This window comes from Sulfolobus tengchongensis (assembly GCF_036967215.1).
In the GTDB taxonomy this organism is placed as follows: Archaea; Thermoproteota; Thermoprotei_A; order Sulfolobales; family Sulfolobaceae; genus Saccharolobus; species Saccharolobus tengchongensis_A.
Map to the genome: position 1 here is coordinate 2,453,406 of NZ_CP146016.1, position 26,272 is coordinate 2,479,677.

At 34.2% G+C, this 26,272-nt stretch carries 36 protein-coding genes; 19 read left to right on the plus strand and 17 right to left on the minus strand.

Annotated features, from left to right (window positions below; all coding sequences use genetic code 11):
* The first annotated feature begins 15 nt into the window (after window positions 1–15).
* The 4 genes from V6M85_RS12045 (at window position 16) to V6M85_RS12060 (ending at window position 2,393) form a co-directional block, all read left to right on the plus strand.
* Complete coding sequence (locus tag V6M85_RS12045; RefSeq protein ID WP_338600479.1) at window positions 16–411, plus strand: hypothetical protein; 396 nt, start codon at window positions 16–18, stop codon at window positions 409–411.
* Between the two features lie 91 nt (window positions 412–502).
* On the plus strand, window positions 503–817 hold the full coding sequence (locus tag V6M85_RS12050; protein ID WP_338600482.1) for a winged helix-turn-helix domain-containing protein: 315 nt from the start codon (window positions 503–505) through the stop codon (window positions 815–817).
* A 43-nt stretch (window positions 818–860) separates the two neighbouring features.
* On the plus strand, window positions 861–1,376 hold the full coding sequence (gene cdvB3, locus V6M85_RS12055) for a cell division protein CdvB3 (RefSeq protein ID WP_338600485.1): 516 nt from the start codon (window positions 861–863) through the stop codon (window positions 1,374–1,376).
* A 6-nt stretch (window positions 1,377–1,382) separates the two neighbouring features.
* Entirely contained in the window at window positions 1,383–2,393 is a 1,011-nt protein-coding gene (locus V6M85_RS12060) for a PhoU domain-containing protein (RefSeq protein ID WP_338600488.1), read from the plus strand.
* On the opposite strand, the gene V6M85_RS12065 is transcribed toward V6M85_RS12060, so the two are convergent.
* The 3 genes from V6M85_RS12065 to pyrE all read right to left on the minus strand — a co-directional run bounded on the left by V6M85_RS12065 (window position 2,377) and on the right by pyrE (window position 4,262).
* Complete coding sequence (locus V6M85_RS12065; protein ID WP_338604791.1) at window positions 2,377–2,784, minus strand: hypothetical protein; 408 nt, start codon at window positions 2,782–2,784, stop codon at window positions 2,377–2,379. The genes V6M85_RS12060 and V6M85_RS12065 overlap by 17 nt on opposite strands.
* 226 nt (window positions 2,785–3,010) lie before the next feature.
* Window positions 3,011–3,685, minus strand: coding sequence for an orotidine 5'-phosphate decarboxylase / HUMPS family protein (locus V6M85_RS12070; RefSeq protein WP_338600491.1), 675 nt, complete (start codon window positions 3,683–3,685; stop codon window positions 3,011–3,013).
* Complete coding sequence (gene pyrE / locus V6M85_RS12075; protein ID WP_338600494.1) at window positions 3,675–4,262, minus strand: orotate phosphoribosyltransferase; 588 nt, start codon at window positions 4,260–4,262, stop codon at window positions 3,675–3,677. Before pyrE ends, V6M85_RS12070 begins: the two co-directional genes overlap by 11 nt.
* Window positions 4,263–4,325: 63 nt before the next feature.
* Here pyrE and pyrB point away from each other — a divergent pair, with 63 nt between their 5' ends.
* Genes pyrB through V6M85_RS12135 form a run of 12 tightly spaced genes read left to right on the plus strand, consistent with a single transcriptional unit; the run spans window position 4,326 to window position 12,287 of the window.
* The gene (gene pyrB / locus V6M85_RS12080) at window positions 4,326–5,228 is read left to right on the plus strand and encodes an aspartate carbamoyltransferase (RefSeq protein ID WP_338600497.1); all 903 of its coding nucleotides are present in this window, start codon (window positions 4,326–4,328) and stop codon (window positions 5,226–5,228) included.
* Window positions 5,229–5,231: 3 nt separating this feature from the next.
* Window positions 5,232–5,711, plus strand: coding sequence for an aspartate carbamoyltransferase regulatory subunit (gene pyrI, locus V6M85_RS12085; RefSeq protein WP_338600500.1), 480 nt, complete (start codon window positions 5,232–5,234; stop codon window positions 5,709–5,711).
* Window positions 5,708–6,319, plus strand: a complete 612-nt coding sequence (locus tag V6M85_RS12090) for a 2-polyprenylphenol hydroxylase (RefSeq protein ID WP_338600503.1) — start codon at window positions 5,708–5,710, stop codon at window positions 6,317–6,319. Before pyrI ends, V6M85_RS12090 begins: the two co-directional genes overlap by 4 nt.
* Entirely contained in the window at window positions 6,309–7,478 is a 1,170-nt protein-coding gene (gene pyrC, locus V6M85_RS12095; protein WP_338600506.1) for a dihydroorotase, read from the plus strand. The genes V6M85_RS12090 and pyrC overlap by 11 nt, the downstream gene beginning before the upstream one ends.
* Window positions 7,471–8,343 carry a dihydroorotate dehydrogenase PyrD gene (pyrD, locus tag V6M85_RS12100; RefSeq protein WP_338600509.1) on the plus strand — a complete coding sequence of 291 codons (873 nt, stop codon included), beginning with the start codon at window positions 7,471–7,473 and terminating at the stop codon, window positions 8,341–8,343. Before pyrC ends, pyrD begins: the two co-directional genes overlap by 8 nt.
* A gap of 1 nt (window position 8,344) precedes the next feature.
* Window positions 8,345–8,644 carry a hypothetical protein gene (locus V6M85_RS12105; protein WP_338600512.1) on the plus strand — a complete coding sequence of 100 codons (300 nt, stop codon included), beginning with the start codon at window positions 8,345–8,347 and terminating at the stop codon, window positions 8,642–8,644.
* Complete coding sequence (locus V6M85_RS12110; protein ID WP_338600515.1) at window positions 8,637–8,948, plus strand: hypothetical protein; 312 nt, start codon at window positions 8,637–8,639, stop codon at window positions 8,946–8,948. The genes V6M85_RS12105 and V6M85_RS12110 overlap by 8 nt, the downstream gene beginning before the upstream one ends.
* A complete protein-coding gene (locus tag V6M85_RS12115) occupies window positions 8,945–9,553 on the plus strand; it encodes a MarC family protein (RefSeq protein WP_338600517.1) in 609 nt (202 codons plus the stop codon). Before V6M85_RS12110 ends, V6M85_RS12115 begins: the two co-directional genes overlap by 4 nt.
* Window positions 9,554–9,595: 42 nt before the next feature.
* Window positions 9,596–10,081: an Lrp/AsnC family transcriptional regulator gene (locus V6M85_RS12120; RefSeq protein WP_338600520.1), complete on the plus strand. Its 486-nt coding sequence runs from the start codon at window positions 9,596–9,598 to the stop codon at window positions 10,079–10,081.
* A 4-nt stretch (window positions 10,082–10,085) separates the two neighbouring features.
* Window positions 10,086–10,436 carry an RPA12/RPB9/RPC11 RNA polymerase family protein gene (locus V6M85_RS12125; RefSeq protein WP_338600523.1) on the plus strand — a complete coding sequence of 117 codons (351 nt, stop codon included), beginning with the start codon at window positions 10,086–10,088 and terminating at the stop codon, window positions 10,434–10,436.
* Between the two features lie 49 nt (window positions 10,437–10,485).
* Window positions 10,486–10,725 (plus strand): hypothetical protein, encoded by a 240-nt coding sequence (locus V6M85_RS12130; RefSeq protein ID WP_338600526.1) that lies wholly within the window; start codon window positions 10,486–10,488, stop codon window positions 10,723–10,725.
* A gap of 41 nt (window positions 10,726–10,766) precedes the next feature.
* Window positions 10,767–12,287 (plus strand): radical SAM protein, encoded by a 1,521-nt coding sequence (locus V6M85_RS12135; RefSeq protein ID WP_338600529.1) that lies wholly within the window; start codon window positions 10,767–10,769, stop codon window positions 12,285–12,287.
* Here the strand turns inward: V6M85_RS12135 and serS are convergent, their stop codons facing one another.
* Genes serS through hisC form a run of 11 tightly spaced genes read right to left on the minus strand, consistent with a single transcriptional unit; the run spans window position 12,288 to window position 20,479 of the window.
* Entirely contained in the window at window positions 12,288–13,661 is a 1,374-nt protein-coding gene (gene serS / locus V6M85_RS12140) for a serine--tRNA ligase (RefSeq protein ID WP_338600532.1), read from the minus strand.
* A gap of 25 nt (window positions 13,662–13,686) precedes the next feature.
* Window positions 13,687–14,085, minus strand: coding sequence for a metal-sulfur cluster assembly factor (locus tag V6M85_RS12145; RefSeq protein WP_338600535.1), 399 nt, complete (start codon window positions 14,083–14,085; stop codon window positions 13,687–13,689).
* 26 nt (window positions 14,086–14,111) lie between these two features.
* Entirely contained in the window at window positions 14,112–14,459 is a 348-nt protein-coding gene (hisI, locus tag V6M85_RS12150; RefSeq protein ID WP_338604793.1) for a phosphoribosyl-AMP cyclohydrolase, read from the minus strand.
* A gap of 17 nt (window positions 14,460–14,476) precedes the next feature.
* Window positions 14,477–15,076 (minus strand): imidazole glycerol phosphate synthase subunit HisH, encoded by a 600-nt coding sequence (gene hisH / locus V6M85_RS12155; RefSeq protein ID WP_338600538.1) that lies wholly within the window; start codon window positions 15,074–15,076, stop codon window positions 14,477–14,479.
* Entirely contained in the window at window positions 15,073–15,357 is a 285-nt protein-coding gene (hisE, locus tag V6M85_RS12160) for a phosphoribosyl-ATP diphosphatase (protein WP_338600541.1), read from the minus strand. The genes hisH and hisE overlap by 4 nt, the downstream gene beginning before the upstream one ends.
* Window positions 15,350–16,546 carry a histidinol dehydrogenase gene (gene hisD / locus V6M85_RS12165; RefSeq protein ID WP_338600544.1) on the minus strand — a complete coding sequence of 399 codons (1,197 nt, stop codon included), beginning with the start codon at window positions 16,544–16,546 and terminating at the stop codon, window positions 15,350–15,352. Before hisD ends, hisE begins: the two co-directional genes overlap by 8 nt.
* Entirely contained in the window at window positions 16,543–17,298 is a 756-nt protein-coding gene (gene hisF, locus V6M85_RS12170; RefSeq protein WP_338600547.1) for an imidazole glycerol phosphate synthase subunit HisF, read from the minus strand. Before hisF ends, hisD begins: the two co-directional genes overlap by 4 nt.
* On the minus strand, window positions 17,295–17,858 hold the full coding sequence (hisBd, locus tag V6M85_RS12175; protein ID WP_422398143.1) for an imidazoleglycerol-phosphate dehydratase: 564 nt from the start codon (window positions 17,856–17,858) through the stop codon (window positions 17,295–17,297). Before hisBd ends, hisF begins: the two co-directional genes overlap by 4 nt.
* Before the next feature lie 14 nt (window positions 17,859–17,872).
* Complete coding sequence (hisA, locus tag V6M85_RS12180; protein WP_338600553.1) at window positions 17,873–18,565, minus strand: 1-(5-phosphoribosyl)-5-((5-phosphoribosylamino)methylideneamino)imidazole-4-carboxamide isomerase; 693 nt, start codon at window positions 18,563–18,565, stop codon at window positions 17,873–17,875.
* A 2-nt stretch (window positions 18,566–18,567) separates the two neighbouring features.
* Complete coding sequence (hisG, locus tag V6M85_RS12185; RefSeq protein ID WP_338600556.1) at window positions 18,568–19,428, minus strand: ATP phosphoribosyltransferase; 861 nt, start codon at window positions 19,426–19,428, stop codon at window positions 18,568–18,570.
* Window positions 19,406–20,479, minus strand: a complete 1,074-nt coding sequence (gene hisC / locus V6M85_RS12190) for a histidinol-phosphate transaminase (protein ID WP_338604796.1) — start codon at window positions 20,477–20,479, stop codon at window positions 19,406–19,408. Before hisC ends, hisG begins: the two co-directional genes overlap by 23 nt.
* Before the next feature lie 58 nt (window positions 20,480–20,537).
* Here hisC and V6M85_RS12195 point away from each other — a divergent pair, with 58 nt between their 5' ends.
* Complete coding sequence (locus tag V6M85_RS12195; protein WP_338600559.1) at window positions 20,538–21,137, plus strand: hypothetical protein; 600 nt, start codon at window positions 20,538–20,540, stop codon at window positions 21,135–21,137.
* Here the strand turns inward: V6M85_RS12195 and leuS are convergent.
* Window positions 21,121–23,955 (minus strand): leucine--tRNA ligase, encoded by a 2,835-nt coding sequence (leuS, locus tag V6M85_RS12200; protein WP_338600562.1) that lies wholly within the window; start codon window positions 23,953–23,955, stop codon window positions 21,121–21,123. The genes V6M85_RS12195 and leuS overlap by 17 nt on opposite strands.
* Window positions 23,956–24,037: 82 nt before the next feature.
* On the opposite strand from leuS, the gene V6M85_RS12205 reads away from it, so the two are divergent.
* Complete coding sequence (locus V6M85_RS12205; RefSeq protein WP_338600566.1) at window positions 24,038–24,562, plus strand: cob(I)yrinic acid a,c-diamide adenosyltransferase; 525 nt, start codon at window positions 24,038–24,040, stop codon at window positions 24,560–24,562.
* On the opposite strand, the gene V6M85_RS12210 is transcribed toward V6M85_RS12205, so the two are convergent.
* Window positions 24,538–25,509, minus strand: coding sequence for a TIGR00269 family protein (locus tag V6M85_RS12210; RefSeq protein WP_338600569.1), 972 nt, complete (start codon window positions 25,507–25,509; stop codon window positions 24,538–24,540). The genes V6M85_RS12205 and V6M85_RS12210 overlap by 25 nt on opposite strands.
* Window positions 25,496–25,786 (minus strand): DUF211 domain-containing protein, encoded by a 291-nt coding sequence (locus tag V6M85_RS12215; protein ID WP_338600572.1) that lies wholly within the window; start codon window positions 25,784–25,786, stop codon window positions 25,496–25,498. The genes V6M85_RS12210 and V6M85_RS12215 overlap by 14 nt, the downstream gene beginning before the upstream one ends.
* A gap of 114 nt (window positions 25,787–25,900) precedes the next feature.
* Here V6M85_RS12215 and speD point away from each other — a divergent pair, with 114 nt between their 5' ends.
* Complete coding sequence (gene speD, locus V6M85_RS12220) at window positions 25,901–26,272, plus strand: adenosylmethionine decarboxylase (protein WP_338600574.1); 372 nt, start codon at window positions 25,901–25,903, stop codon at window positions 26,270–26,272.

Here is a 26,272-nt window from a genome sequence, read left to right on the forward strand (position 1 = left end):
ATTCAATAAAAAGTTATGACACTTAATGCCGTTATAGAAAGATATTTGTTAAGCGAGGAGTCCATCATTAAGATAAGAGAGGGGGAAATTAAGGCTGAGGACTTCTTATTAAATGATAACGAGATAAGTGTTGGTATAAGGGTTATTATTGTTGGAAGAAATGGTAGAAGAAGATTAACAGATTTAGGATTATTACAAATTATTGCTAAGTGTGGTTATTTAGAGTTCGTAAAAGACTATCTTGATATGTCACTTACTTTGAAAGATATATACAAAAAGTATAACATTTACACAGAACTTGAATTCATTGCGTATCATTATGAAGAATGTAATAAATATGTCAAAGACGAAGATGTGAAGTACACGTTATTGAAAGTTAAAGACAAAATCTTAAACAGAAAAGGAAAATAATTACGTATTTAGTACGTTTTGAACATTAATCATTTTGTATATCATGCATTGAAGTATATTAGCTTGAAGCCACAAGTATATTTATCGTATAATGAGTCAAAAGGAACGTAAACAGGTTAAAAAATTTTTCAAATTCCTTTTTTTCACATCGAGAGGAGGGACAACTAGGTTAAGAATAGTACGTTTATTAGAGGAAAATCCCTTAAATCCTAACCAGATAGCGTCAACATTAAAACTTGATTATAAAACTGTTATGCACCACTTAGAAGTTTTAATGGAAAACAACATAGTATATAAAGAGGCAGATGGATATGGTTTACCTTATAAGCTTACAACTTTTTACAAGCAATATAAAGATATCCTGGACGAACTAGAAAAAGAGATTAAGCAAAAACCTCTAAAATAGCTTAACATTCTCCTTTTAAACCTTTCTAGTTAATAAATACCTTGTGAAGAAGAGAGGAAAGACTTTAGCTGAACTATTGATAGATGTGAGAATTCTACGAAATAAAGTACAACATGTAATAGTCAGAATGCGCAATAGACTGGAAACGTACAATGACGTAGTTATAAGAGATATTTCCTCCTTCCCTCATCTATCTAAGATGGTTGCTCAAGAATCAGAAGTACTAGAGGGAGTTTTGGAGCGCTTGCTAACATTAGAGGTTATGCTTGAAATATTAGAAATAAAGATTGAAACTATAATCTATATAGGCAATATAGTTACTAGTGCAGTATCTGTTGTTGAAGCCATAAAGTTACTTAAAGAGAATTTCAACTTTATGCCAGAAATTTCAGTTTCTCTTGATGAGATTTACAATAATTTCTATATAAATGTCGATTTGCCAAAAGAAATAAAGATCAATGCAAAGGAAGAAGCTAGAAATATATTAGCTGATGCAGAGAAAATAGCTGAGAAAAGAAGAGATCAAGTTTATAATCAAGGTATCAGTAGTACTATATAGATTGGGTTGAGTAAACCAATAACAAGGAAAATTCAATTAACTGGAGGCTCCACATATATAGTCTCCTTACCAAAAGAGTGGATAAAGGCATTATCTCTTTCTGCAGGAGACGAAGTTGAGATTTTTCAAGACATAGATATGAAGTTGGTCATAGTTCCAAAATCCCTAAATTCACCAGATCAGAAAGAAGTCAAGAAGATAATACATTGCGATAATGTCACTCCAGACTCTATTATCAGAGAATTTATAGCTTATTATATAGCTGGATACTCTTCTGTAGTGATAACGTGTCCTAGGATGTCTAGTTCTACAAGAGCATATATTAAAGATGCAGTTAGAAGAAGACTTCTGGGTGCAGAAGTAGTAGAGGAAGATGTAAATTCAATTTCTATCCAATTTCTGGTTGACGAGAAGGAGTTATCAATTAAAAAAGCGATTTCTAGAGCCTTTACAATCTCATATAATATGCTTAGAGACTCATTAGAAGCTATAAACAAATCTGATATTGAACTAGCCAAAGAAATAGTTGGGAGAGATGATGAAGTAGATAGATTCTTCTTTTACATTGCAAGACAGTTGACTATTTCAGTAAAAGCCATAAATGTCTTAGACGCTGAGGGCTATAATCTTACGCAATCTGTTGATATATATTCAGTAGCTAAGACTATCGAGCGAGTAGGCGATCACGCTAATAGAATAGCTAGCTTAGCCGAGGATGTAAGCAAGTTTAGTAATAAAGAGGACTTAGTAAAAAATGGACTTTTAATTTTAGAAAATTATAAGTCAGCTATAAACGCGTTTCTAAATGAGAAGAAGGATGTAGCTCATAATTTAATTGCAGATATTGAAATATTCAAAAAATTAATGGAGCTACAAGAGGTAGCTATTAAAAGTAATGACAATCCGAAAATCATAACTTCTACCTCTATGGTAATCGAATCTTTAAGAAGAATTGCGAGATACTCTTCCGATATAGCTGAAGCAACAATAGATATGTTAGCTAAATCGAATAAGTGATGAATTTTAAGTAATTAGGAAAGATCAAATTCTTATATATATTTAAAAGTTCCTCTACTGTCTTAGCCTTTCTTACCTTATTTACCGTATTCTTCAATACGCTTTTATCTTCAAATGTATAAACACCGCATCTGTATAATGAAGAAACGCAATCATTATTCATTACAGAAACTACTATATAACCACTGCTAAATAGTGAGTCAGCAGTTTCTAAATCCTTATATGAAAAAAGGCAAATTCCAGGATGCGTATGCACTGTTGCTATTCCCTTTGGAAACGGTATTGAAACTTTTCTTTCATCTCCCTCAAGTATTATATAAGATCCGTCCGTGAGTATTATATTCATGAACTCAACTTCTGAATTGATTGTCCTTATGGCATAATTTAGCATAACTTGTCGCAAAAATTCGATATACGATTTCAAAATTTCATCGTAAATTGCAAAATATTGATTAATAGACTTTCCTTTCTTCACTAACTCATCTTCAATTTCATAATTGTTATCTACATAAATATAATTAAAATCTGTAGTTGGAATTATTCCATATTCCTCATGTATGTTTTCCGCTACTATACTTAATTCATAAAGCCTAGTTATCTTCTCACTAAGTTCATTTTTACCTAAGAACTCCTCCTTTACACTCCATCACCTTATCGTTGATAGTTTTATTTATACTTTTTAACGAATTTACTGGATCTTCAGAATTATAAATGCTTCTTCCTATGATTTCGTAATCGGCCCCTGCACATATTGCATCTCCATAGCCCGCACCCTGTACACCTATACCGGGGGAAATTATTATGATGTCGTTAAATTCTTTTCTGAACTCTCTTATTAATTCTAACTTAGTTCCGCCCACAACTATTCCATATGGTCTTATTTCCTTGATAGTGCTCTTGATATAATCTGTAAATGATATATTCCATCCTTCATGAGACATTACTGCAACTAAATATAAGTTTTTATAATTCATTTTAAGATATTCACTTAATTCATCTAATGATCCTTTAATACCAATAAAAGCGTGTGCTATGAAAGAGTCTGCAAAAGGTAGCTTTTCTACAATTGATTTCATCACATATCCAATATCAGCTAACTTAAAATCCACAATTATTTCATTTACATCCAAATCAGTTAAGAGTTCTTTAATCTTATTTACTCCTAAATCTAGGACTAATGGCAAACCAATTTTTATTCCATGTAGTTCATTTCCCATGTTCCTAAGAACATGATGCGGAAGAGGTTTATCCATTGCTAAGATTATTTTTTTCTCACGATTATTATTTCTCAACGTTCTTCACCAGGTAGTCAACAATTGCCTTCTTTTCATTCTCCTTAAGTTTATCACTTTTTAGCAATTGATCTAAAATTTCTGAGATTCTAAATAAAGAGTGCAACTTAATTCCTAATTTCTCTAACCTTTGCGATGCTCCTTCTTGCCTGTCTATAATAACTAATGCATCTGAAACTATACCACCTCCGTTTACAATTTCTAGAGTTGCTTTTTCTATTGAAGTTCCAGTAGTTGCCACATCATCTATTAATAGTACTCTTTTCCCTTTTACATTCACTTCTAACGTGCGATTAGTTCCATGTCCTTTCTTCTCTATCCTTATATATCCCATTGGCTCTCTAAGATTACAAGCTATAAAGGAAGCTAAAGGAACTCCTCCAGTTGCTATCCCCACTATTATATCGTGAGGCAATTCTTTTACCTTATTTATAGCCATGTTAACTATATCGTAAAATTCAGGGTAGTTAGGAAGTGGTCTTAGATCAAGATAGTAAGGACTAACTTTACCAGACGTTAATACAAAATTCCCTAATAATAACAACTTCCTTTCGAGTAAAATTTCTGCAAAATTCATACGTAGAGAGAGTCGGAAAAAGAATTTAAATATACTTCTCCTATAAGCAGTAATAAGGGCTTTGTGAAATTAAAACACGTTATTTCGGCATTGGATCTAACGAGAGATGACTACTTTAGAATTTTCGAACTTGCAGATAAGTTCTCCACATCAAAGGGTAAGTTAAGTTACTTGTCGAATAAGGTAATTTCATTAGCCTTCTTTGAGCCCAGCACTAGAACCGCCCAAAGTTTCCATACTGCCGCGATAAAATTAGGCGCAAATGTAATAGGATTTAGTTCAGAAGAGTCTACGTCAGTAGCTAAAGGTGAAAATCTAGCTGACACTATAAGAATGTTAAATAATTACTCAAACTGTATCGTAATGAGACATAAGTATGATGGTTCAGCTCTATTTGCAAGTGAGATAAGCGAGGTTCCTATCATTAATGCAGGCGATGGTAAGCACGAGCATCCTACTCAAGCACTGATAGATTTATATACAGTTTACAAGATCTTTAATGAAATTGATGGAAGAACCTTTGCTTTATTGGGAGATTTAAAATACGCGAGGACAGTAAACAGTTTGTTAAGAGCGTTAACTAGATTTAAACCTAAGAAAGTATTTCTGATTTCTCCACCTCAACTAAAAGTTAGGAGGGAGATATTGGATAGTCTGAATTATCCGGTAATAGAAACGCAAAATCCCTATGAAGTTATACAAGATATAGATGTACTTTACGTTACGCGAATCCAAAAAGAGAGATTCGTTGATGAAGTAGAGTATGAAAAGGTAAAAGAGAGTTATGTTGTTGACAATAAATTGGTAAGTATGATGAAGAAAGACTCTATTATTTTACATCCATTACCTAGAGTTAATGAGATTGATAGAAGAGTAGACAAGACTCCTCATGCAAAGTATTTCTATCAAGCATCTCTAGCTGTGCCAGTTAGAATGGCACTTTTCTACGATATTTTAGGTGAATGAGATATGATTAGCTACTCAAAGAAAGATGAATTAATCGTAAGTAAAATAAGAAATGGCACTGTAATAGACCATATCCCCGCGGGAAGAGCATTAGCGGTTCTGAAGATTCTAGGGATAAAGGGAAATGAGGGTTATAGAATAGCGTTAGTTATGAACGTAGAAAGTAAAAAAATAGAAAGAAAAGATATAGTTAAGATCGAAGGAAGGGAAATCGATGAGAAAGAAGCGAGCTTAATCACTCTGATAGCTCCATCTGCAACAATAAATATCATAAGAGATTACGTAGTAGTAGAAAAAAGGCATCTTGAAGTTCCAAAACAAATTAAAGGCTTAATAAAATGTCCCAATCCCCAATGTATAACTAATAATGATGTTGAGGCTGAAAGTAGGTTCCTAACAATCTCTATTAAACCTCTTAAATTAAAGTGTGAATACTGCGAGATTTACATAACTGAAGAGGATGTAGTAAGGCAGATATTATGACATATTATTACGACGTTATTGAGAAGAAAAGGATCATAGATCAAGGCATTTATGAGATAAAGATAGCCAATTTTAGCATACATCCAAAGCCTGGACAGTTTGTAAGTTTAGTTCTTCCCAGTGAGAGTGAAATACCTTTAGGTATTGGCGATTATGATGAGTTTAGCAAGACGCTCAAACTATACATAGAATCAGAGAAATTAGCCAGCAGAATAGGTAAGAGAGTAATATTAAAAGGACCAATGGGAAAACCACTGGATTTTAGTGGTTTAAGAACTATTATAGGAGTAGCGTATGGAAACCTTTATCATGATTTATTATATCCACTACGGTTTGCGAGTAAAATAGGAATACGAGTTTTAGCTAAATGTGTAGATTGCCATATTGGGTATGAAGAACCTAAAAGCCTTGAAGAAGGTGATCTAATTATAGTTTCTATGCCGTTACATCTACTTCATGAATTAAATTTACCTGCGAGAAAAACTCTAGTATATAATAGGTGGGTTAAAATGAACTGTTCTTTAGGGGTTTGCGGTATCTGTGAAGTTAAAGGCAAACTAGTTTGCGTTGAAGGCCCCTTTATGAGGCTTGAGGAAGTTGTGGATTAGAGGAAAAGCATATGTGAATAATGAGATTAGAGAAGTATGTATAAGTTTTGATAGGAGGATAAAAGAGATTAAATCGCTTTGTAAGCCAGATGTTACGTTACCACAAGGTACCTTAATTCTACCAGGTGCAATAGATCTTCACACCCACATAAGAGGTTTAAAATTAGCATATAAGGAGGATGTAATATCTGGAACCAGTGAAGCCTCTTATGGTGGAATAACCCTATTAGGTGATATGCCAAATACGATGCCCGTTGTAAATACAGTAGAAATCATAAATACTAAGTTGAAGGAATTCGAATACTACTCTAGAGTAGATTATTTCATTTATTCTGGTGTTACTAAGGAATTTGAAAAAGTAGAAAAAACTCCTATAGCAGGTTATAAGATATTCCCTGAAGATCTAGAAAAAGAAGAAACATATAGGGTTTTAAAATCTAAGAAATTGAAAGTTCTTCATCCAGAAGTTCCATTAGCATTAAGAGGTAATAGAAAATTGAGGTTAAATATTTGGTACGAGATAGGAGCATTATTTTATGTCAAAGATTATGAAAGAGTACACATAACTCATGCTACTAATTTAACTACAGTGAAGTTAGCTAGAGAGCTGGGTTTTAGCGTTGATTTAACACCACATCATCTACTAGTTAATGGTGAAAGTGACTGTTTATCTAAGGTGAATCCCCCAATAAGAAGTATCAATGAAAGGTTATGGTTATTACAAGCAATTAATGAAGTTGATACCATCGTTAGTGATCATGCACCTCATGCCAAGTTTGAAAAAGCACAACCTTACGAAATCTGCCCACCTGGTATTGCGGCAATCTCGTTCACTGTTCCATTTGTTTTCACATTGGTTAATAAGGGTATAATAGGTCTAGATAGGGCCATAGACTTAATATCGAGAAATCCCGCAAGGATTCTCGGAATTCCTTATGGCGAAATAAAGGAAAATAACTATGCCAATTTTACTGTTATTCAATTTAAAAACTGGAGATATTCGACTAAATATTCTAAAGTAACTGAGACTCCACTAGACCAATATCCTTTAGAAGCCTCTGTTTATATGACTATAGTTCAAGGTAAAGTAAGTAATCTAGAAGGAGAGGTTTTTCCAGTAAAAGGGATAAACCCATTTGGTGAGAATAGAGATGATTAAAATAAAAGATCTCGAATTTAGTGACCCATTAATAATAGCGTCCGGTATAGTACCAGACGTACCAAATTACATCAGAGAGATTTGTGAGAAATATAACCCATCAGCTATTACGACAAAAACAGTTACGCTTAATCCATTGGATCCACACGCACCTCCGACAGTTATTAAACTTTACGATGGAATTTATATTAATGCCATAGGATTAGGAAATCCAGGTGCAAAAATATTTGATAATATAAACGTTCAATGTCCTCTTATAGCAAGTGTTAGTGGTTCATCTGTTAGTGAAATTATGGAAGCAGTAAAAATTGTCGAAAAGAAAGCTAAAATTATAGAAATAAATGTGAGTAGTCCAAATAGAAAAGGATATGGCGAATCACTTTCGTCATTAATTGGTAATATAGTTAAAGAGGTAAAGAGCGTAACCAACCTACCAGTATTTGTTAAGTTAGGCCCTTGGGATAACGCTGTTGAATTGGCTGGGAAAGCTCTAGAAAAAGGAGCAGATGGATTAACTCTCATAAATACCATTAAGGGGTTAGTGATAGATGTAGATACCTTTAAACCGATTCTCAGCTATGGTACTGGAGGGATTTCGGGTAGATGTTTATATCCCATAGCGCTTAGGATAATAAAGGACGTTTACGAAGAGTATGGTGTTGATATTATCGGGGTTGGTGGAGTATTCGAGTGGGCTGATGTGATAGGGATGTTAGCAGTAGGGGCCAAATTGGTGGGTTTAGGTACAGTGCTTATTGAGAAGGGATTTAATGTAATCAACGAAATTCGAAAGGATTTACATTCCTATTTACTTGAAAAGGGTTTAAAATTTGAGGAGATTATAGGTATTTCAGTGAAAAAATAAAATGGTTAGGCCAGTAATGAAAGGACGAGACTTAGAAACGTTAGTGTTTTTGGGTAGGCTAAAAGAAGTAAAAGTAGAATATTGTGATGAAGAAAAGAAAATGGCTAAAGTAGTTGGAATTACAGATACTAATGAGGAAGTTGAAACGGAATGCATACCATTAAGAGCAGCGGGTAAGATTTCTACGGTGCTTAAACATTATATTAGGTTAGGTGTAGGAAAGTATATTATAAAACAAAGTGACTTAAGTAATGTTACGAACGTGGATACCATAGAGGAGGAGGAAGGTAAAAATGAGTAAGTTTAGAATAGATAAAATACCTAAGAATGAGCAAGATATGGAGGATATTCAAAGAGAGATTGAACAGACTCATCAACATGAACATGAACACGAGCACAGTGTGGAAGAATTATTAGGAGAACTATATTTGAATGTACAGAGCCTCCAGGGTAAATTAGAAGAATTAAGTAAGTCTAACGATGATTGCAAGAAAGAAATTTCTAAAATATACCTTATTGTTGGGAAGTTATTGATAGCATTAACTACTAAGGACGATAACGAGAAGATTAAAAATCTTAAAGAAGTTCTTAGTTTACTAGAATGAGTTCAATCTTATCAGTCCCAGAGATAGCCTTTAAGTTATATGCGATAATGGATCCTCTATCTATTCTTCCTTATCTTATTGCTATATATGAGGAGTTTAATCGTAATTCTCAAACTAAAATAAGCTGGAATTTCTTAGTAAATAAGCTATCTATAGCTGTTACTGCATTACTTGTGTTTTTCTCCTTACTAGGAGGACCTCTATTAGCATTTTTGGGAATAAGTGTCTCAGCTTTAGAAATAGGTGGAGGTATAATATTAGTATATCTAGGTGTTGATACACTTGGTGGATTTCAGCAATTAAAGTTCTTGTCAAGTAGGATTGAGGAAGCTATAATTACACCAATTGCAACTCCTCTCATTGTAGGTCCTGGTACTATGACTGCATTAATTACATTGACGGTTAATAATAATTTACTAATCTTAATATTAGGTAGTTTACTAGCAGCACTTTTAGTATATCTTTCCTTATTACTAGGGCCGATTATAATTAAGATCTTAGGTAATACTGGAACTGTAGCAGTGGGGAGATTTATGGCAATTATAATAGCTGCCTTTGGAGTCCAATTAATAATAAATGGTATATCCCAAATAAAGTTGATATGAAGAACTGTATTTAAGATGAAAATTTTTTAACATGATCTCTATATGTCTATTAGCATGTCAGATAGTAAAAAACGAATGGTAGATTTAGACGCAATAGACAGAAGGTTATTAATAGAACTAACCAGAGATGCTAGAACTAGTTTAAGGCGTCTTGCGGAAGAGATGAATGTTTCACCTGCTACTCTTCATAATAGAATGACTAGAATGGTTCAAGAAGGAATAATAAAAAGCTTCGTTGCATTGTTAGATTACTCTAAGTTAGGCTTCGCTCTAACGGGAATAATCATGGCTAAGGTGGATGGTAAGCATCTTGTAGAATTTGAGAAAGAAATAGCAAATGCTGATAACGTAATAGCTGTTTATGATGTAGTTGGAGAATATGATGTGGTAATAATAGCTAAATTTAGAAGTGTAGAAGAATTAGATAGTTTCCTAAAACAATTACTTAAAAACCCTAAAATTGAAAGGACTTATACAAGCATAGTATTGAATGTAGTTAAGGAAGATCCAAGAATAAGAATATTTTAATGTAATGCAAAAGTTTTTATACTATCCTATCGCTTTATTTTCACTTATGAAGTTCTGTCCTAAGTGTGGAGGATTAATGGTTCCATCGAAGAAAGATGGAAAAGATATTCTAAAGTGCAATAAATGTGGTTATGAAATGGCATTAAGTGAAAAAGAGAAGAAAGAATACAGTATAAAAGAAAGTAAAGACAAGAGTAGTAAAGTGCTGACTACGTCGATAGTTAGTGATAAAGAAGGAAGAAATTTAAGCGAAGAACTAGAGCATGAGAGAGAGGAATACTACAAAGAAATAGGATTGGAATTACTACGTGAAGAATTTGAGGGGAATGAGGAAGAAGAAAGTAGAGAGGAGTAAGTGTCAAAGTAGTAAATCTTTTATAATTATACGTCATAGATTCTAAGGCATGAAGGTAAGTGAGATAACAGCTAAATATAAGGCTCAAATTGGTAGGGAACAGATCCTTATAGAAGAAGCTAAGAACGAAAAGGGGGAGACGTTATATATTTTTACCTCAATAAAGGCGGTTAATCTACCAAATGGAGAAAAATGGAAACCTAAGGATGACGATGCAAAAGCTCTTGATAGGAATAACATAACGGAAGGTTTTAAGAAGAATTTTAGAAAAGCTATGCAACTTTTATAAAAAGGGTTTATATATATGATTAAAAGAAGGAAAACAAGTAGGTGAATTTTTTGGAGCAGACATTTGATTTCATCCTAACCACTGATAGATGTCTGATGACAAATCATCATGGTAAAGAGTTCCTGGGATTTTTAGGTACTGGACCCGCTGTTGGTGTACCAGAATCTGTTTGGAAATGGTTAGCTTGCCCTAAAATGAAAGTTGATGATATAGGAAGACCTAGAGAAGCGCCCTATGGAATGAGAAAAGTTGAAGCTAAGTTAATAGATGAAGGATTTAAGGCTGCAATAATAGATCCAGATTATCTAGATAGACACTTAAAGTATGCTAAGGCATTAATGTTTTCTCATCATGACTATTTCGCTTTTGGTCCGCCATCTTCTACATGGTGGGGTATCACTAAAAAGGAGCCGATAAACTACAAGAGTTTTCAAGCCTTGATAAATAAACCAGAAATTCAAGAGGCTAAAAAAAGAGGGATGAAGATCTTAGTAGGTGGTCCGTCAACATGGCAATGGTTATGGAGAGAGGATATGATAGAAAAAGTAGGAGTGGATACATTGGTAGATGGAGAAGGAGAAAAAGTAGTGGTAAAATTAGCCCAAATGATACTTGATAATGAACCTTTACCCAAATATGTCTATGTTAGTGGAGATGATGTACCAGATATAGACGACATTTCAGAAATAAAGGGTGCTAGTGTAAATGGTATGGTAGAAATAATGAGAGGATGTGCTAGATCTTGCAGGTTCTGTTCTGTGACCATAAGACCCACTAGGTATTACCCATTAGAGAAAATTGAGAGAGAATTACAAACTAATGTCAGAGCGGGAGTAAAGCATGGTATAGTTCACAGCGATGATGTATTATTTTACGGTGCAGTCGGAATATATCCTAGACCAGAACCGCTGATTAAACTTCACACTTTGGTAAAGAAATACTATAAGACAATAGCGTGGAGCCATGCCAGTCTAGCTGCAATAAGATACTCTGAAGAAAAATATGGTCTAATAAGTAAGCTAGGCGAAATAATATTTGATGATGAGCAGAGGTACTTAGGTGTTGAAGTAGGAATAGAAACTGGATCAGTAAGATTAGCTAAGGAAATAATGCCTGCAAAGTCTGCACCTTATAAGCCAGAAGAGTATCCTGAAACTGTAGAGGAAGCGTTCAAAATCATGCACGAAAATAAAATAATACCAGCAGGCACCATGATAGTAGGTCTTCCAGAGGAGACTGAGGATGACGTGTATAGGACAATTGAATTAGTTGATAATCTAAGACCATATAGAAGTATATTAGTTCCCATGTTCTTCGTCCCCATGGGATATTTCAAAAACAAAGATTGGTTTACGAGGGTGAAGTTAAGCGATGCACACATAGAGTTATATAGGAAAGTATTTTGGCATGATGTATATTGGGCTGAAAATATCATAGACTCATTTTACATGAAAAGTCCAGTGTATATGCCAGTTAGATTCGCTCTAAAATTGTTCCTGAGATTTGCAAAGAAGAAAATGAAAGAGGTTGAAAAGTGGTTAGAAAGCCAATTAAAGAAATAGTCAAATTATCTTATTTTTTAGGGGGTATATATAATCTTTAGGTGCTTTAGGAAATATTTCCAGATATTTTCTTAAAACTTTAGGAATTTCTACAACGCCATCTTCTCTTTGGTAGTTTTCCAGAATTGCAGTAATAGTTCTTGTACTTGCAATTGCTGTACTATTTAATGTGTGTACATAACCTTTCTTATTATTCTTTCTATCAACATATCTTATTTTCATTCTGAAAGCTTGCCAATCTGTACAATTGCTACAACTTACCATTTCTCTGAATTTAGCCTGAGCTGGCATCCAAACTTCTAAGTCGAACTTCTTAGCTGCACATGCACCCAAATCTCCAGACGCGATATTTACAATCCTATACGGTAATTCAAGTTGTTGGAATATATTTTCTGCATTCAATAATAATTCAGCGTGATATTTCCAGCTGTCTTCAGGTGATGAAAATATAAACTGTTCAACCTTATGGAACTGATGAACTCTGAAGATACCTTTTAAGTCCTTATTTGCAGCCCCCGCTTCTTTCCTGAAAGCAGGGCTTATTCCAGCAAATTTCAGAGGTAACTTATCTTTTTCTATTTCCTCTTTAAAGAACATTGCTGCTATTGGATGTTCTGCCGTAGCAATTAAGTATAGATCCTCATTTTCTATCTTGTATATTGCATCTTTGAAAGTATCTAGGTCAATTACGGATTGAATTACCTCCCCTCTTAGCATATAGGGCGGTAAGACCAATGTATATCCTTGTTGTGTCATGTAATCTATTGCAAACAGTAGCAAAGAGAAATCTAACCAAACTAAATCATTAAACAGATAGTAAAATCTGGAGCCAGAAACCTCTGAGGCCTTTAAAGTATTTCCTAAACGTAGAACGTCTTCAAGCATTTCTGCGTGTCCCTTAGGTTTCCACTTTATAACTTCGTAATTTACTTTAATGCCTGCAGTTTGCTTAAGGAACTCTTCAAGATCATTTTCATAAACCTTAAATTTTCCCCAGAACTTTATGGGTATATTGTAAGTATCGTCAGGGCCAATTGGAACATCGTCAGCTATTATATTTGGTAAAGAGGACAGTAATCTGTCTCTTTCGTTTTCTATTTCTTCTAACTCCTTCTCCTTCTCTTCTAGAACCTTCAATAAGTTTTTACTTTCTTCTATTTTCTTTTTTCTCTCTTCGCCAGTACTTTTGGAAATCTGAGAACTTAACACATTATGCTGGTGTCTTAACTTTTCAACTTCTTGTAATACTTGCCTCCACTTCTTATCTAATTCAACCGCTTTATCAACTAGTGAAATGTCTATAAATCTTTTTTTCAGATTATTTTTGAGTTCATCCGGATTTTTTCGCAAAAGCTCTAGGATACTCCAAGACATTGAATAACATAATTATTAAACAATTTTATGACTTCTGTTCATCAGCAGGTAATCCATAAGTTTGTACCCACATCTCCACTATATCATAACCGTATAGTTGTTTGAATTTCTCTCTCCCTTCAGCTGTCATTTTTAATGGTGTCCATTGCGTCTCTAAATCTATGTCCACTTCCACACTTTTGGCGGGAACACTTTCTTTTATTACCTGCTCTACAGTATATATTAAATCATCTACAACCGGGCAACCAGGGGCAGTTAAACCTAATTTTAGGTACACATCTCCCTCATCTGTTATCTTCAAATCATAAATAAGTCCCAAATTCACTATATCTACTGGAATCTCCGGGTCATAGACGTCCTTTAAAGATTCTATTATCTTTTTCTTCCATTCTTCCTTGTCTACTTTTTGTTGTTGTGAACTCATATTCTTTAACTCTGTTAAAGTAAATTTTAACTCTTACTATTAATGATATCGCTGTAGCTTCTGTAAAAACACGTAGAATTACCAGTATGGCAAATTGGTCCTAACGATTTAACTTTAAGAAGTATAGCATCAGCATCACAATCTACTTTTATTTCTTGAATAATTTGAAAATGTCCACTAGTTTCTCCTTTTAACCATAACCTCTTTCTGCTCAACGACCACAGATGAAGATAACCAGTGGTTAGGGTCTTGATTAACGCCTCCTTGTTCATGTTTCCTACCATTAATACTTCATTTGTTTTATAATCTTGGATTACTGCTATTATGGTATTTTCTTCATGCCTAAAATTTAATGACGAGACTATTTTTTTAATTTCATCTTCATTTAACTTTAACGTTTAACCCACCCTCTAAGATTCTCTAAGAATATTTTACCAGTGCTAGAACTTTTTTCAGGGTGAAACTGGGTACCTACGACATTTTTATCACATATTAATGCTGGATATTCTATGCCATATTTGCTCTTCATGTAAACATTATCGTTACTTGTTGGGTACGCAACATAACTATGTACATAATAAACGTAATTTCCATCTAACCCATAAGTTAGTTCACAACCACTTTTTACTTCGAAAATAAGATCCCATCCTATATGAGGTAGTTTTACATCTGCTTTAATCTTATCTACTATCCCTTTAAACCAACCTAACCCGGTACTTTCTTTTCCTTCAGTTCCCTTTTCAAACATTATTTGCATCCCTAAACAGACACCTAGAAAGTTTACCCCACTTTTTCTTAAATCATCGAATAAAGCCTTATATCTTAAAATAAAGTCAGATACTGCCGAGAAAGCACCCACACCCGGAAATACGATTAAATCATAATCCTTCCCAGGCTTATCGCTTATATTAACCTCAAACCCTATTCTATTTAGGGCAGAAGAGATGCTATATAGATTTCCAACACCATAATTAATTATAAGTGCCTTCATTTTCTTCTCCTCTCCAGCTCCTTGTATATGTCCTCTGGGGTAACTCCTTCTATTGCCATCAGTACTAATAGATGATAGAGGAGATCAGCTACCTCACTTATAAATCTCTCTCTTCCTTCAGATAATGAGGCCACAATCACCTCCACAGATTCCTCTCCAACTTTTCTTGCCACGTATGCTTTTCCTTTATTTACTATTTCCACAGTATAGCTACCTGCTGGTTTTTTATCTATTCTATCAATTATTATCTTATATAAGTCATCAATTATTATACTACTCATATCTTACACCTATACTCTTAGCGTGAGTTACAAATCCCTCATAATTAGCTAAAGTTATGGAAGCGTCTAGTAACTGTCTATTTATATCACGCAAATTGGCGTACATTATAGGTTTAATGAAGTCATAAATCGTGATACCACCTCTTACTTTAGCCCATCCATTAGTTGGTAAAATATGGTTAGGTCCTGCAACGTAGTCTATTAATGCTGGAGGTGTAACTCCTAAACTTATCGCTCCCGCATTGACTATTTTATCAATAACAGATGAAGGATCCTTAACGTATAATGATAGATGTTCTGGCGCTATCCTATTAGCAATTTCGATAGCTTCTTCTATATTTGAAGTTCTTATTATATAATATACTTTTTCATCGTCTCTGACTTTCTCCTCTACTTTCCTTATCAATTCTTCACTATCAGATAGTAACACTATAAATGTATTAGGACCATGCTCAGCTTGGGCTTTCATATCCAAAACTACGTAATCATATTTTGCACTCTGATCTGCTATTATAACCAATTCAGTTGGTCCCTCAATACCATCAACACTAACAACATCGCTTACTAGATATTTAGCTGCTTGAACGTAAATATTACCTGGGCCTACAATTTTATAGACCTTCTTTACACTCTCAGTTCCATAAGCTAATGCTGCTATTGCTTGTGCACCACCTACCTTATATACTTCATTGACTCCAAGCTTGATTGCAACATAAGCTAATGCTGGGTTTATTGTGCCTTCTTGATTGGGAGGGGACGCAACATAGATCTCCTTTACTTTCGCTACTTTAGCAGGTATTCCTGCCATTAATAAGGTAGATGGATAAGAGTACTTGCCAGAGGGAACATATATTCCCACTTTTTCTATACTTTTCCATACTACGCCAAACGATATTCCTTGATATCCACCACCAATATTGGGTGGGACTAACATTTCATGAAATGCCTTTAGCTGCTCATAGGCTATATCTATAGCCTCTTTAACCTTACTATCAACCTTTGAAGCTTGAGTATTTAGCTCTTCTTTACTTACTTTAATGTTACTTATTTTCACCTTATCTAATTTTTCAGTTAGCTCGTAGATTGCATTATCACCTTTAGTTTTTACACTTTCAATTATGTCCTTAACTATAGGGATTACCTTAGTGAAATCATTAGGTCTAGTTTCTGGTAAGTTATGGGATATCAAAGTCTCACCTCAATTCCTCTCTGCTTTAGATATAGCTTCAAATCTTTTATTTTGATTATACCATCATGGAATATACCTGCAGCTAATGCTGCATCTGCATTTGCAATTGAAAATACATCATAGAAGTGCTCCATCTTTCCAGCACCCCCACTGGCAATCACAGGGATACTAACAGAATCTACGATATTTTTTGTAAGTTCTATATCATATCCAGCTCTTGTGCCATCTCTATCAATACTAGTTAGTAATATCTCTCCCGCTCCAAGTTCTTGAACCTCCTTAGCCCATGCTATTGCATCTAATCCAGTGTTATGAGTTCCTGCTTTAGTGAAAACTATCCACCTATTTTCAACCTTTTTTGCATCTATAGCAACTACAACAGCTTGTGAACCAAATTCCTCTGCGGCTCGTTTTACTATTTGCTTATTTTCGACAGCAGCTGTATTTATACTAACCTTATCTGCACCAGAGCGTAGTGCCATAGAAACATCTTCTATGGTCCTAATTCCACCACCAACTGTTAATGGAATAGACAACACACTCGCAGTATCTCTTATAACATTATAAAGCGCTTTTCTAGCCTCTACTGTTGCGGTTATATCTAAAAATACTATTTCGTCAGCCCCCTCTTCCTCATATATGCTAGCCAATTTAACTGGATCTCCTTTCAGTTGAAGATTAAGGAAATTCACACCCTTAACTACTTTTCCGTCTTTTACATCTAGGCACGCTATTATTCTTCTTGTAGTCATATTACTCCCTTCGTACTTCGTATTTCATTATCGATTATCCTAGTTGCATCATATAACGCTAGACCTAAGGCCTTAAAGCTAGCTTCTATAATATGGTGCGTATTGTATCCATTTAGTTGGTTAACATGCAAAGTAATTCCACTATTATATGCGAATGATTGAAAGAAATGCGAAACGTTCTCTGTAGCCATTCCCCCAATATTACTCCTCTTAAGATTAAGGTTAACGAAAGCCATTCCTCTACCTGAAATATCTATGGCAACTAATATTAACGCATCGTCCATTGGTATTATTTGGTGTGAAAACCTCTTTATCCCTCTCTTATCTCCCAATGCTTCTTTTATTGCTAATCCAAGCGTTATCCCAACATCTTCAATTACATGATGATCATCATACGGTAATTTGTCAGTTGCAGCTATAGTAGCTGTAACGTTCATATAAGATAATAATGTAGTTAACATATGATTAAAAAATGGTATCGGGGTGGATACTTTCACTTCTCCCTTTCTATCTATATCCAAAAATACTTCTATTCTAGTCTCTTTAGTTTCTCTTATCATGTTTGATGTTCTATTCAACTTAAATCCCCTAATTTATTCAAGTAGAAAGCCATTCCAACTATTACGTAATCAAATCCTACCTTTTTTAGATAATGTACGTCTGAATCTGACGATACTCCACCTGCATATTCTTTCAATCCTTCTATGCTCTTCGCATATTCTTTAACGTTAGAATCAATTCCTTTTGTGGTTCCCTCGTTTGTAACGTAGGTTAATATTATTCCTAGTAATTTAAGTTCATTTATTTTCTTTATTGCATTATAAATATCTATAGATTTCTCCTTCCATCCTCTTATTAAAACGCTTCTAGTATCGTCATAATCTATTGATGCTAACACTTTATCTCTACCTACTTCATTAACTAACTGTATAAATAAATTATAATCCGTAAAAATAATAGTAGAAAAAATTAAAGCAGTAGCTCCAAACGAGATTAACCTTTCAGCTTTTTCTTTATCTCGTATACCCCCACCTACCTGTATCCAATCAAATCCTATTCTGCAAATTTCCCTAATTTTCTCCTCATTATTACCGACACCTTCAGCAGCATCTAAGTCTACAATGTGTATGTGAGTATATCCCTCATCGTAAATTTTTTTAGCAACGTTTATTGGGTCGCCTAGAACCAATCCAGTTCCCTTAATTCCTCTAACTCTCTTTACAGCTTTTCCAGAACTTATATCAATACTGGGTATTATACTCTGCACTTCTATTTCACCACTTTTTCTATATCAACTACGACAATATCTCTAGCACCTGCTGCTTTTACTTTTGCTATAATTTCTGGTAATATATCCTCATCAGCGACTGTTATTACTTCCCACACATCTGATCTGCTTAGTCTAGTAATTGCTGGTGCGAGCATGGCCGGTAATGAGTTTATTACTTCATCTAGTTTACTATCCGGAACATTCATAAATATCATCTTTTTACCCTTAGCAGCTAATGCCCCCTTCATCATCGTGAGAAGTAAATTAATCTTGTCAGCTTCATCACTTTTTATCCAATTTCTGTTCCCTATTACTACTGCATAAGATTCCATCACGTTATCAATCGGCTTTAATCCATGTAGTTTTAGAGTTGTACCAGTACTCATAACATCAATTATAGCATCAGAAGCCCCTAATGAGGGCATTACTTCAGCTGCTCCACTTATTTTTACTATTTTAGCATTTAACTCTTTTTTTGTTACATATTCTCTCGCTATATTGTAATATTTTGTTGCTATTCTTATTTCCTTTCCCTTTAACTCCTCGACGGAATTTATACTCCAGTTTTGTGGTATGGCTAAAACTATTTTGGATTTTCCAAAATCTAGCTTGATCAATTCTTCAACATCTGCATTACTTTCTATGACGTAATCATGTCCAGTTATTCCTAGTTCTGCAGCCCCACTTTCTACAATATTTGGTATGTCCTCAGTTCTAATCATAACTAGTTGAACTCCCTCCCAGCTAGTTGGTACTATTAACGCTCTATCGTCACTTGCTAAAGACTTTATACCTACAGATTGTAAAAATTGTAGAGTAGGCTGTTGTAATCTCCCTTTATTTGGGATTGCTATTTTCAAGTTCATCACCTAACTTTTCTATAACTAATCTACATTGTTCTTCAGTTCCTACGGTTATCCTATAGAAGTTATCATATAGTTTCCTTATCGCAATACCACGTTTGAGTAGTATTCCTTGCAAATCCCTATCATCTTTTATTAGTAAGAAGTTAGTGATTGACTTATAAACCTTCAGATTAAGACTCTTAAGTCCTTGGTAAAGTATTTCTCTATTTCTTCTAATAGTTTCCACAACATTTTTAACATAAGAGGGATTCTCTAGTGCAGTTATTCCAGCAATAAGTGAGGGTAGGGGTATATCAAAAGGCGTTGAAGATTTCATTAAAGCTTTTACTATTTCATCATTAGCTATTAGGTAACCAAGCCTATAAGAGGCTAATGAGAACGCTTTACTTAAAGTTCTTACTACTAACAAGTTAGGATAATCGTAAATTAGTGGCGCGACAGTATACCCGCCAAACTCGTAATAGGCTTCATCCACAACTAAGAAGCCCTTAGTGTTTTCTGCTAGTTGCGAGATTAACTCTTTTTTTGCACTTAACATGGGAGAACCAGTGGGATTATTAGGATCATCAATTACTACCAATTCGGCGTTTTTAGATTTTGAAAGTAATTCATCAAAATTCTCTCTCCACCAATCATTATCTTCCTTCAGGTTAATTCTCATTAACTTTACTCCTCTTACTGATGAGTACACTGAGTACATACTATATGATGGATAATTTACTACTACTGTATCTCCCGGCTCAATTAAGTTATAGAATATTGCTCTAAGCGATCCATCAGCTCCCACTGAAGGGTAAATATTATTCGGTTCCACTTTCGCGTATTCTGCTGTTAATTCTCTATATCTCTCTAACAGTTCTGGGTGCTGGTATCTATTTCCCTTGCTTAGGTAATTTTTAACTGCTTCTATAATAAACTGTGGCGGTTCAAATGGGGATTCATTTAAATGGAGCCTTACTCCCTCTTTAATGTCTGAGAAATCGTATTCACTAGCATTTAATAACCAAGATTTTATTTTATTTCTAGCTAAGCTGGTTGGTGCAATATAAAACCCTAGTTAAGCAAAGTAAAATAAATAAATAAGCTTTGATGAAACTCTGATCGTGAATCTAGTAGATTATGTAGTATCCTTGAGAAATGGTAACATACTAATATATTCCTTTTATATTAACGTAAAAATAGTGTTAATCTATAATATTGCACAGAAACTACTAGAAAGTAAAACTGACATATGTATAGTTAATTATGAGAAATTTCTAAAATTTTCTGAAAGGCAAATAATACAGTCATGTAACGATACGTCATATGTTATTGTATTTGAAGTAGAGAAAACTTCAGAATTACCACCTCGATATAACCTAGTAACGAGTTCTGTTAAGCTAAATAAGGACTTTAATGATATTATAAGAATTGATAAAATTTCTACTAACCTATATAAAGCTCTCAACAGTTCTGGAGAGTTATTCTTGTTCAGCGTTATTAACGGTGAGGTTGTCGAAAAGACGTTAAAAACTGTACATGAGGAGATAATTCAGTTCTTAAGAGAATTCGGTGGAGAAGTACAAATTAATGATGTAGTAAGTATTATTTCCAGAAAATACAACATAAGTAGGGATAATGTTAGAGTTGAGTTAGCATTTCTAAAAGATCTAGGTCTGATAGAAATAAGGAATGGAAAAATAATTCTTACTCAATTATTATAGCTGGTCTTAATGGTAAGGCTTCCTTATTATAAGTCTTCCTAACCTCTTCAGAATACGCTTTAACTAGAACTTCTACATTCAACTTTTTCTTCAAATACTTTGATAGTTCATTAAGTACGCTCACTTCATTAATCTTATAGTTCATGATTAATCTCTTCATTTTATCATCTATTTCCAAAGATTCATTGAATATTTTTTGTAATAGTCTAACTTCTTCTTTATTCTTAGGTTTATGAGCATCCATAAACTTCTTCATTTGCCCATTCGCACTTATAGCATCTCTTAATAGCTCTACGTACCTATCGTCTTCTAATGCATATAGCTTAACAGCCTTTGGCGAACCCTTATATATGTTTAGAATTGATCTTATATCCTCAAGAATTCTTTTCATATACTCATATTCTAGTAATATTAATTCATCTATTTTAGATTTTTCTACCTCTGGCCATCTTTCATTAACTATGAAAGTAGACTGGCCTAAGATTTCATGCCATATTTCCTCTGCTATATGAGGTGTAAATGGTGTTATTAACTTAAGCCATACTATCAAAACTTCTTTTAAAACCTTACCGTTTCCTCCTCTACCCTCAGCATTAACCATATTGAAGTATTCGTCCAGATCTGAAGAGAATACAAACAAAATTTCATTAATTGCGTCTCTTAATTCTAGAGATTCTATGTTTTTAGTTACTTTGTCTACAACCTCATATATTCTGGATAATAACCACTTTTCTGGGAATCCATAAGTTTCATCTTTATAATTATCTAATGTCTTGAATAGCTCGTATGTTTTTCTTATCGTTTCCCCTACCGTTTTAACTAATGACTCAGAGAAGTTAACATCTGATCCCATGTCTGCTGTTGAAGAGAGTGCGACTCTCATTACATCAACGCCATATAATTTTAAGCCTTTTCTTAAGGGTATGATATTTCTTAATGACTTACTCATTTTCTTTCCTTCATATAATACCAAACCATTTACAGCTATTGCCTTAGGCCATAGATTTTCTGGAAATATTGCAGCATGATTGAAGATAAAGAAGGTTAAGTGATTTGGAATTAAATCTTTTCCACTGTGTCTAACATCTAAAGGATACCAATACAAGAATTCATTTCTTAGATCATTTATTACATCTGCAGGTATTCCAGTATTTTTACTAATCTCCTCTAGATTACCTATGCCTAACATTACATAGTCCCACAACTCTTGAGTTAGTTGAGATGGAGATAGTCTATATTGTTTAATTTTGTGTGATATAGTATAATAGGCCATATATATTGTAGAATCACTCAAACTTTCAATGATCCATTTTTTATCCCAAGGCAGGGGAGTACCTAGTCCTCTAGTTCTGGCACAAGCTCTTTTCTCCAACCATCCTATTGTAAACTCAAAGTCTTTTCTAGCCTCTTCCGGAATTATGCGCATCTTTGACAATGATTTTTTTGCCAATTCTTTCCAATCTGGATTTGAATAATCTAAGAACCATTGATCTTTAAGGATCTTGACTACAATCTCAGTTCCACATCTACAGTAAACTGGTTTATTCATAATTTCAAATATTTTTCTGCCTAAGCCTTTTGAAATCAGAAAATCTGTAATAAATTCTCTAGCTTTAGGTACTGGGAGTCCACTTAAACTTCTCAACTCAGATTTATACTCCTCTCTAATAATTAGTTTCTCTAAATCACTTCTCATAATGCCCTTGTTGTACTCTGTTCTGTAAACGTATTCTGTAAGCTTCTTTAGATCCTCATCATTCCTAGGATTGTTCTTCTCTACCACGTCTTTACCTAAAGTGTTACCTAATCCCTCAACCGTAATTACTGGAACAACTTCAAAGTTACTTTTGTTAACTTTCTTAGAATAGTAATAATCAAATGGAGCATGTGCAGGTACACTCATAACTACGCCAGTCCCTAGGCCAACATCAACGAAGTCTGCACCATATATCTCTATTTGTTTTCCAGTTATGGGATTTTCAACCTTAAGTCCAACTAATTTTGACCCTTTGATTTTATCCTCTATTTGAATATCATCTATTTGAAAAGATAGTTTGAAAGCAGCTTTCTCACTTAATATCATTTTATTGCCCAATACGTTAGCTATCACGTAGTTCTCATTAGGATTTATCCATAGATTAGTAGCGCCAAAAACAGTTTCTGGTCTTAATGTAGCTGCAGGAAATATTCCCTTGTCAGATTTGAAATATATTAATATAAACTCGCCTATTTCTGGCTCTACATCTCCTTTTGTATCATGCATACCAACTGGAATATGATGTACTGGGCACCATCCAACTGGGTGGGTATCCTTAACTATATACCCTTTACTTTGTAACTTATGAAATTGCCATATTATAAACGATGAAAATTCTGGATCTATAGTAGTGAATTCTCTTCTCCAGTCTATTCCTAGGCCTATTTCTTTCATTGAAACCTTAATATCTTCCTTAAAGTAGTTTGCCATAAATAGTGGGTCAGACATTCTAGGAATTATATCAGCAGGTATTTCATAGATATCTTTAAAAGTCTCAATTAACTCCTTATCGCCCTTCGCAATAGCATCTGCCATTGCCATAATTGGCGTTCCAGTATAGTGGAAGCCCATAGGGAATAGTACATTATATCCTCTCATTCTCTTATATCTGGCTAAGATATCTCCAGTTACATAAGTTCTTCCATGTCCTATATGCCAAGGGCTATTAGGATAAGGAAAAGCAACTGTAGTAAAAAATTTAGGTTTACTGGGGTCGGGATTTGCTTCATAAACTTTGGCCTCTTCCCACTTTTTCTGCCACTTAGAAGCGACAGCATTCAAGAAGTCAATAAAATCCTTATACTGTGAGCTTATTTTACTTCACCAAAAATGATATATCTATGTCTTTTTTAAATATTAACTAATGTTTACCAGAACTGGGGATGATGGGAATACTAATTTAATATCTAAAAGAGTGGGAAAAGATTCTCCTTTAGTCAACTTCTTAGGCGACATAGACGAATTAAACTCTTTCATAGGTCTAGCATTGACTAAAATTAAGTGGGAGGACATGCAAAAAGATCTCATGCGAATTCAGACTGAACTATTCATATTAGGTGAGGAGGCAATTCAGAATAAAGGTAAAATAAATGAAGAAAATGTTAAGTGGCTAGAGAATAGAACTATAGAATATAGGAAAGAAAGTGGACCAGTCAAATTATTTGTAATACCCGGAGGATCTGAGGAAGCAGCTTATTTACATATAATTAGGAGTATTGCTAGGAGAGTTGAAAGAAATGCTGTAGCATATTCTAAAGAACTCAACTTCAGTAAGTGGTTAATTGTATATTTAAACAGATTATCTTCTCTTTTGTTTGCCATGGCAATAGTTGCTAACAAGAGGAGAAATGTTGAAGAGAGAATTTATGATATAGGTAAGTATTTCTGATATTCTTGTGGCATCAGCCCACTTCTAATTAACAGTTCACAATTCTTGCATACTGCTCTACCGGGCGTTGTAGGTTCTCCACAAATGATACAAGTAGGTAGTTCACTAGAGAGTTTATACTCATTTTTAAGTTTTTGAGAGATCTCGTCAAACTGTTCGATTATTTTTAATAATGTTCCAGGTTTTCTTTCCTCTAACTTATATAGTAACTCTCTAACTTTAGCTCGAAGAGTTGGTTTTTGTGAAATATAAGGGCATTCAACTTCTTGAAATTCAAATCCCTTAAGATTTGCATACATGGTAGTTTCCCATTCATATATCTTTCTTAGAGGCTTTACCCTCATTACGAACTTACTACTCACCCTCAATGGTTTATCACCGAATCTTATTAGCCTCAATAGATCTCCCCTTATTAGATTTATAATTATAGTTTGTGCTTCATCATCAAGATTGTGGCCAGTTGCAACATAATCTGCAGAGACCTTAATTCCAGCTTCGTTTATCAGTTTTCTTCTAAATCCTCCGCAGAAAGTGCAAGCAGAGACCTTAAGTCCTTTCTTTAATGACGCACTTACCATTTCATCTAATGAGAAACCTACTTCTTGTCTAAAACCACTTTTAATGAGCTCTATTCCAAGGTCTCTTAAATAGTCTTCAAGCTTCTTAACCTGATCATCTCTATTATATCCTCTTATCCCTTCATTTATATTAAATGCAATTAGCTTGGAGGGGTTAACGAATTGAGATAGTGCATCAGCAAGTACTAGACTATCTTTCCCTCCAGAGACTGCTAAGAGTATTTTATTAGCATTTATTATACCTTGCTTTCTAGCTTCCGTTTCAATCCTTTTTCTAATATCTTCTATAAAACAATCTTTGCAAAGTTTCCTTCTAGTGTGCGATTGTAGCACTACTGCTTCTCTACTTTTACAATTATCGCAAATCATTCTTTATCTTACCCTCAATTATCTTGTTTCCGCTAATTACTTGGTCGATACTATGTATCGCACATCCCTCTTCTTCTAACATTTTCCTTATATCATCAAAGTTGAGGCTAGTTCCTTCAATAATTATCATTAACCCCATGGTTTCGACGTCCATATCAGTAACACTTATATTAACTCCCTCTACACCGCTTAGGCTTGAGATTTTCTCAGCTAGTTCAACTATTGATGTTCCTCTAATGGGCTTCAGAACGTCTAAAACAAGTCTTCTAATCGCCACTGTTCATCAGATACAATAGTATTTATCAATTAGCATTAAAAACTTACTTTTAGCCCTGATTAGGCGGAAATAAATTTATAAATGATTAAATAGAGGGGTTTAAGTGGGGGGTTAATGATGGGGGTAGAGTTATCTTTTCCTAAAGTAGTGGGAAAGCAAGTATATGGAAGCTTATATGATTGTGACGAAGAAATACTTAAAGACTCTAAAAAATTAGAGCAGATAGTAAAGGAGGCAGCAGAAATAGGGAATATGAATATACTTGATATAAGATCTTGGAAAATTGGCGAAGGTGTTAGTATTGTTGCAATTATCCTTGAGAGTCATATAACGATTCATACTTGGCCTGAGTACAAATTTGCTACAGTTGACGTCTATTCATGTGGAGCCCATACAGATCCTTATAAAGCGTTTTCATATATAGTTGCAAAACTAGGAGCAAAGAAATATACTATAAACGAGGCTGATAGATCATCAGAGTTCTAA

Bases quoted from the DNA above. Each gene is read 5' to 3' on its own strand.
- V6M85_RS12045 (WP_338600479.1), top strand. From the start codon at position 16: ATGACACTTAATGCCGTTATAGAAAGATATTTGTTAAGCGAGGAGTCC.
- V6M85_RS12050 (WP_338600482.1), top strand. From the start codon at position 503: ATGAGTCAAAAGGAACGTAAACAGGTTAAAAAATTTTTCAAATTCCTT.
- V6M85_RS12065 (WP_338604791.1), bottom strand. From the start codon at position 2,784: ATGCTAAATTATGCCATAAGGACAATCAATTCAGAAGTTGAGTTCATG.
- pyrE (WP_338600494.1), bottom strand. From the start codon at position 4,262: ATGAATTTTGCAGAAATTTTACTCGAAAGGAAGTTGTTATTATTAGGG.
- pyrI (WP_338600500.1), top strand. From the start codon at position 5,232: ATGATTAGCTACTCAAAGAAAGATGAATTAATCGTAAGTAAAATAAGA.
- V6M85_RS12090 (WP_338600503.1), top strand. From the start codon at position 5,708: ATGACATATTATTACGACGTTATTGAGAAGAAAAGGATCATAGATCAA.
- pyrD (WP_338600509.1), top strand. From the start codon at position 7,471: ATGATTAAAATAAAAGATCTCGAATTTAGTGACCCATTAATAATAGCG.
- V6M85_RS12105 (WP_338600512.1), top strand. From the start codon at position 8,345: ATGGTTAGGCCAGTAATGAAAGGACGAGACTTAGAAACGTTAGTGTTT.
- V6M85_RS12110 (WP_338600515.1), top strand. From the start codon at position 8,637: ATGAGTAAGTTTAGAATAGATAAAATACCTAAGAATGAGCAAGATATG.
- V6M85_RS12115 (WP_338600517.1), top strand. From the start codon at position 8,945: ATGAGTTCAATCTTATCAGTCCCAGAGATAGCCTTTAAGTTATATGCG.
- V6M85_RS12120 (WP_338600520.1), top strand. From the start codon at position 9,596: ATGTCTATTAGCATGTCAGATAGTAAAAAACGAATGGTAGATTTAGAC.
- V6M85_RS12125 (WP_338600523.1), top strand. From the start codon at position 10,086: ATGCAAAAGTTTTTATACTATCCTATCGCTTTATTTTCACTTATGAAG.
- V6M85_RS12130 (WP_338600526.1), top strand. From the start codon at position 10,486: ATGAAGGTAAGTGAGATAACAGCTAAATATAAGGCTCAAATTGGTAGG.
- serS (WP_338600532.1), bottom strand. From the start codon at position 13,661: ATGTCTTGGAGTATCCTAGAGCTTTTGCGAAAAAATCCGGATGAACTC.
- V6M85_RS12145 (WP_338600535.1), bottom strand. From the start codon at position 14,085: ATGAGTTCACAACAACAAAAAGTAGACAAGGAAGAATGGAAGAAAAAG.
- hisH (WP_338600538.1), bottom strand. From the start codon at position 15,076: ATGAAGGCACTTATAATTAATTATGGTGTTGGAAATCTATATAGCATC.
- hisE (WP_338600541.1), bottom strand. From the start codon at position 15,357: ATGAGTAGTATAATAATTGATGACTTATATAAGATAATAATTGATAGA.
- hisF (WP_338600547.1), bottom strand. From the start codon at position 17,298: ATGACTACAAGAAGAATAATAGCGTGCCTAGATGTAAAAGACGGAAAA.
- hisBd (WP_422398143.1), bottom strand. From the start codon at position 17,858: ATGATAAGAGAAACTAAAGAGACTAGAATAGAAGTATTTTTGGATATA.
- V6M85_RS12205 (WP_338600566.1), top strand. From the start codon at position 24,038: ATGTTTACCAGAACTGGGGATGATGGGAATACTAATTTAATATCTAAA.
- V6M85_RS12210 (WP_338600569.1), bottom strand. From the start codon at position 25,509: ATGATTTGCGATAATTGTAAAAGTAGAGAAGCAGTAGTGCTACAATCG.
- speD (WP_338600574.1), top strand. From the start codon at position 25,901: ATGATGGGGGTAGAGTTATCTTTTCCTAAAGTAGTGGGAAAGCAAGTA.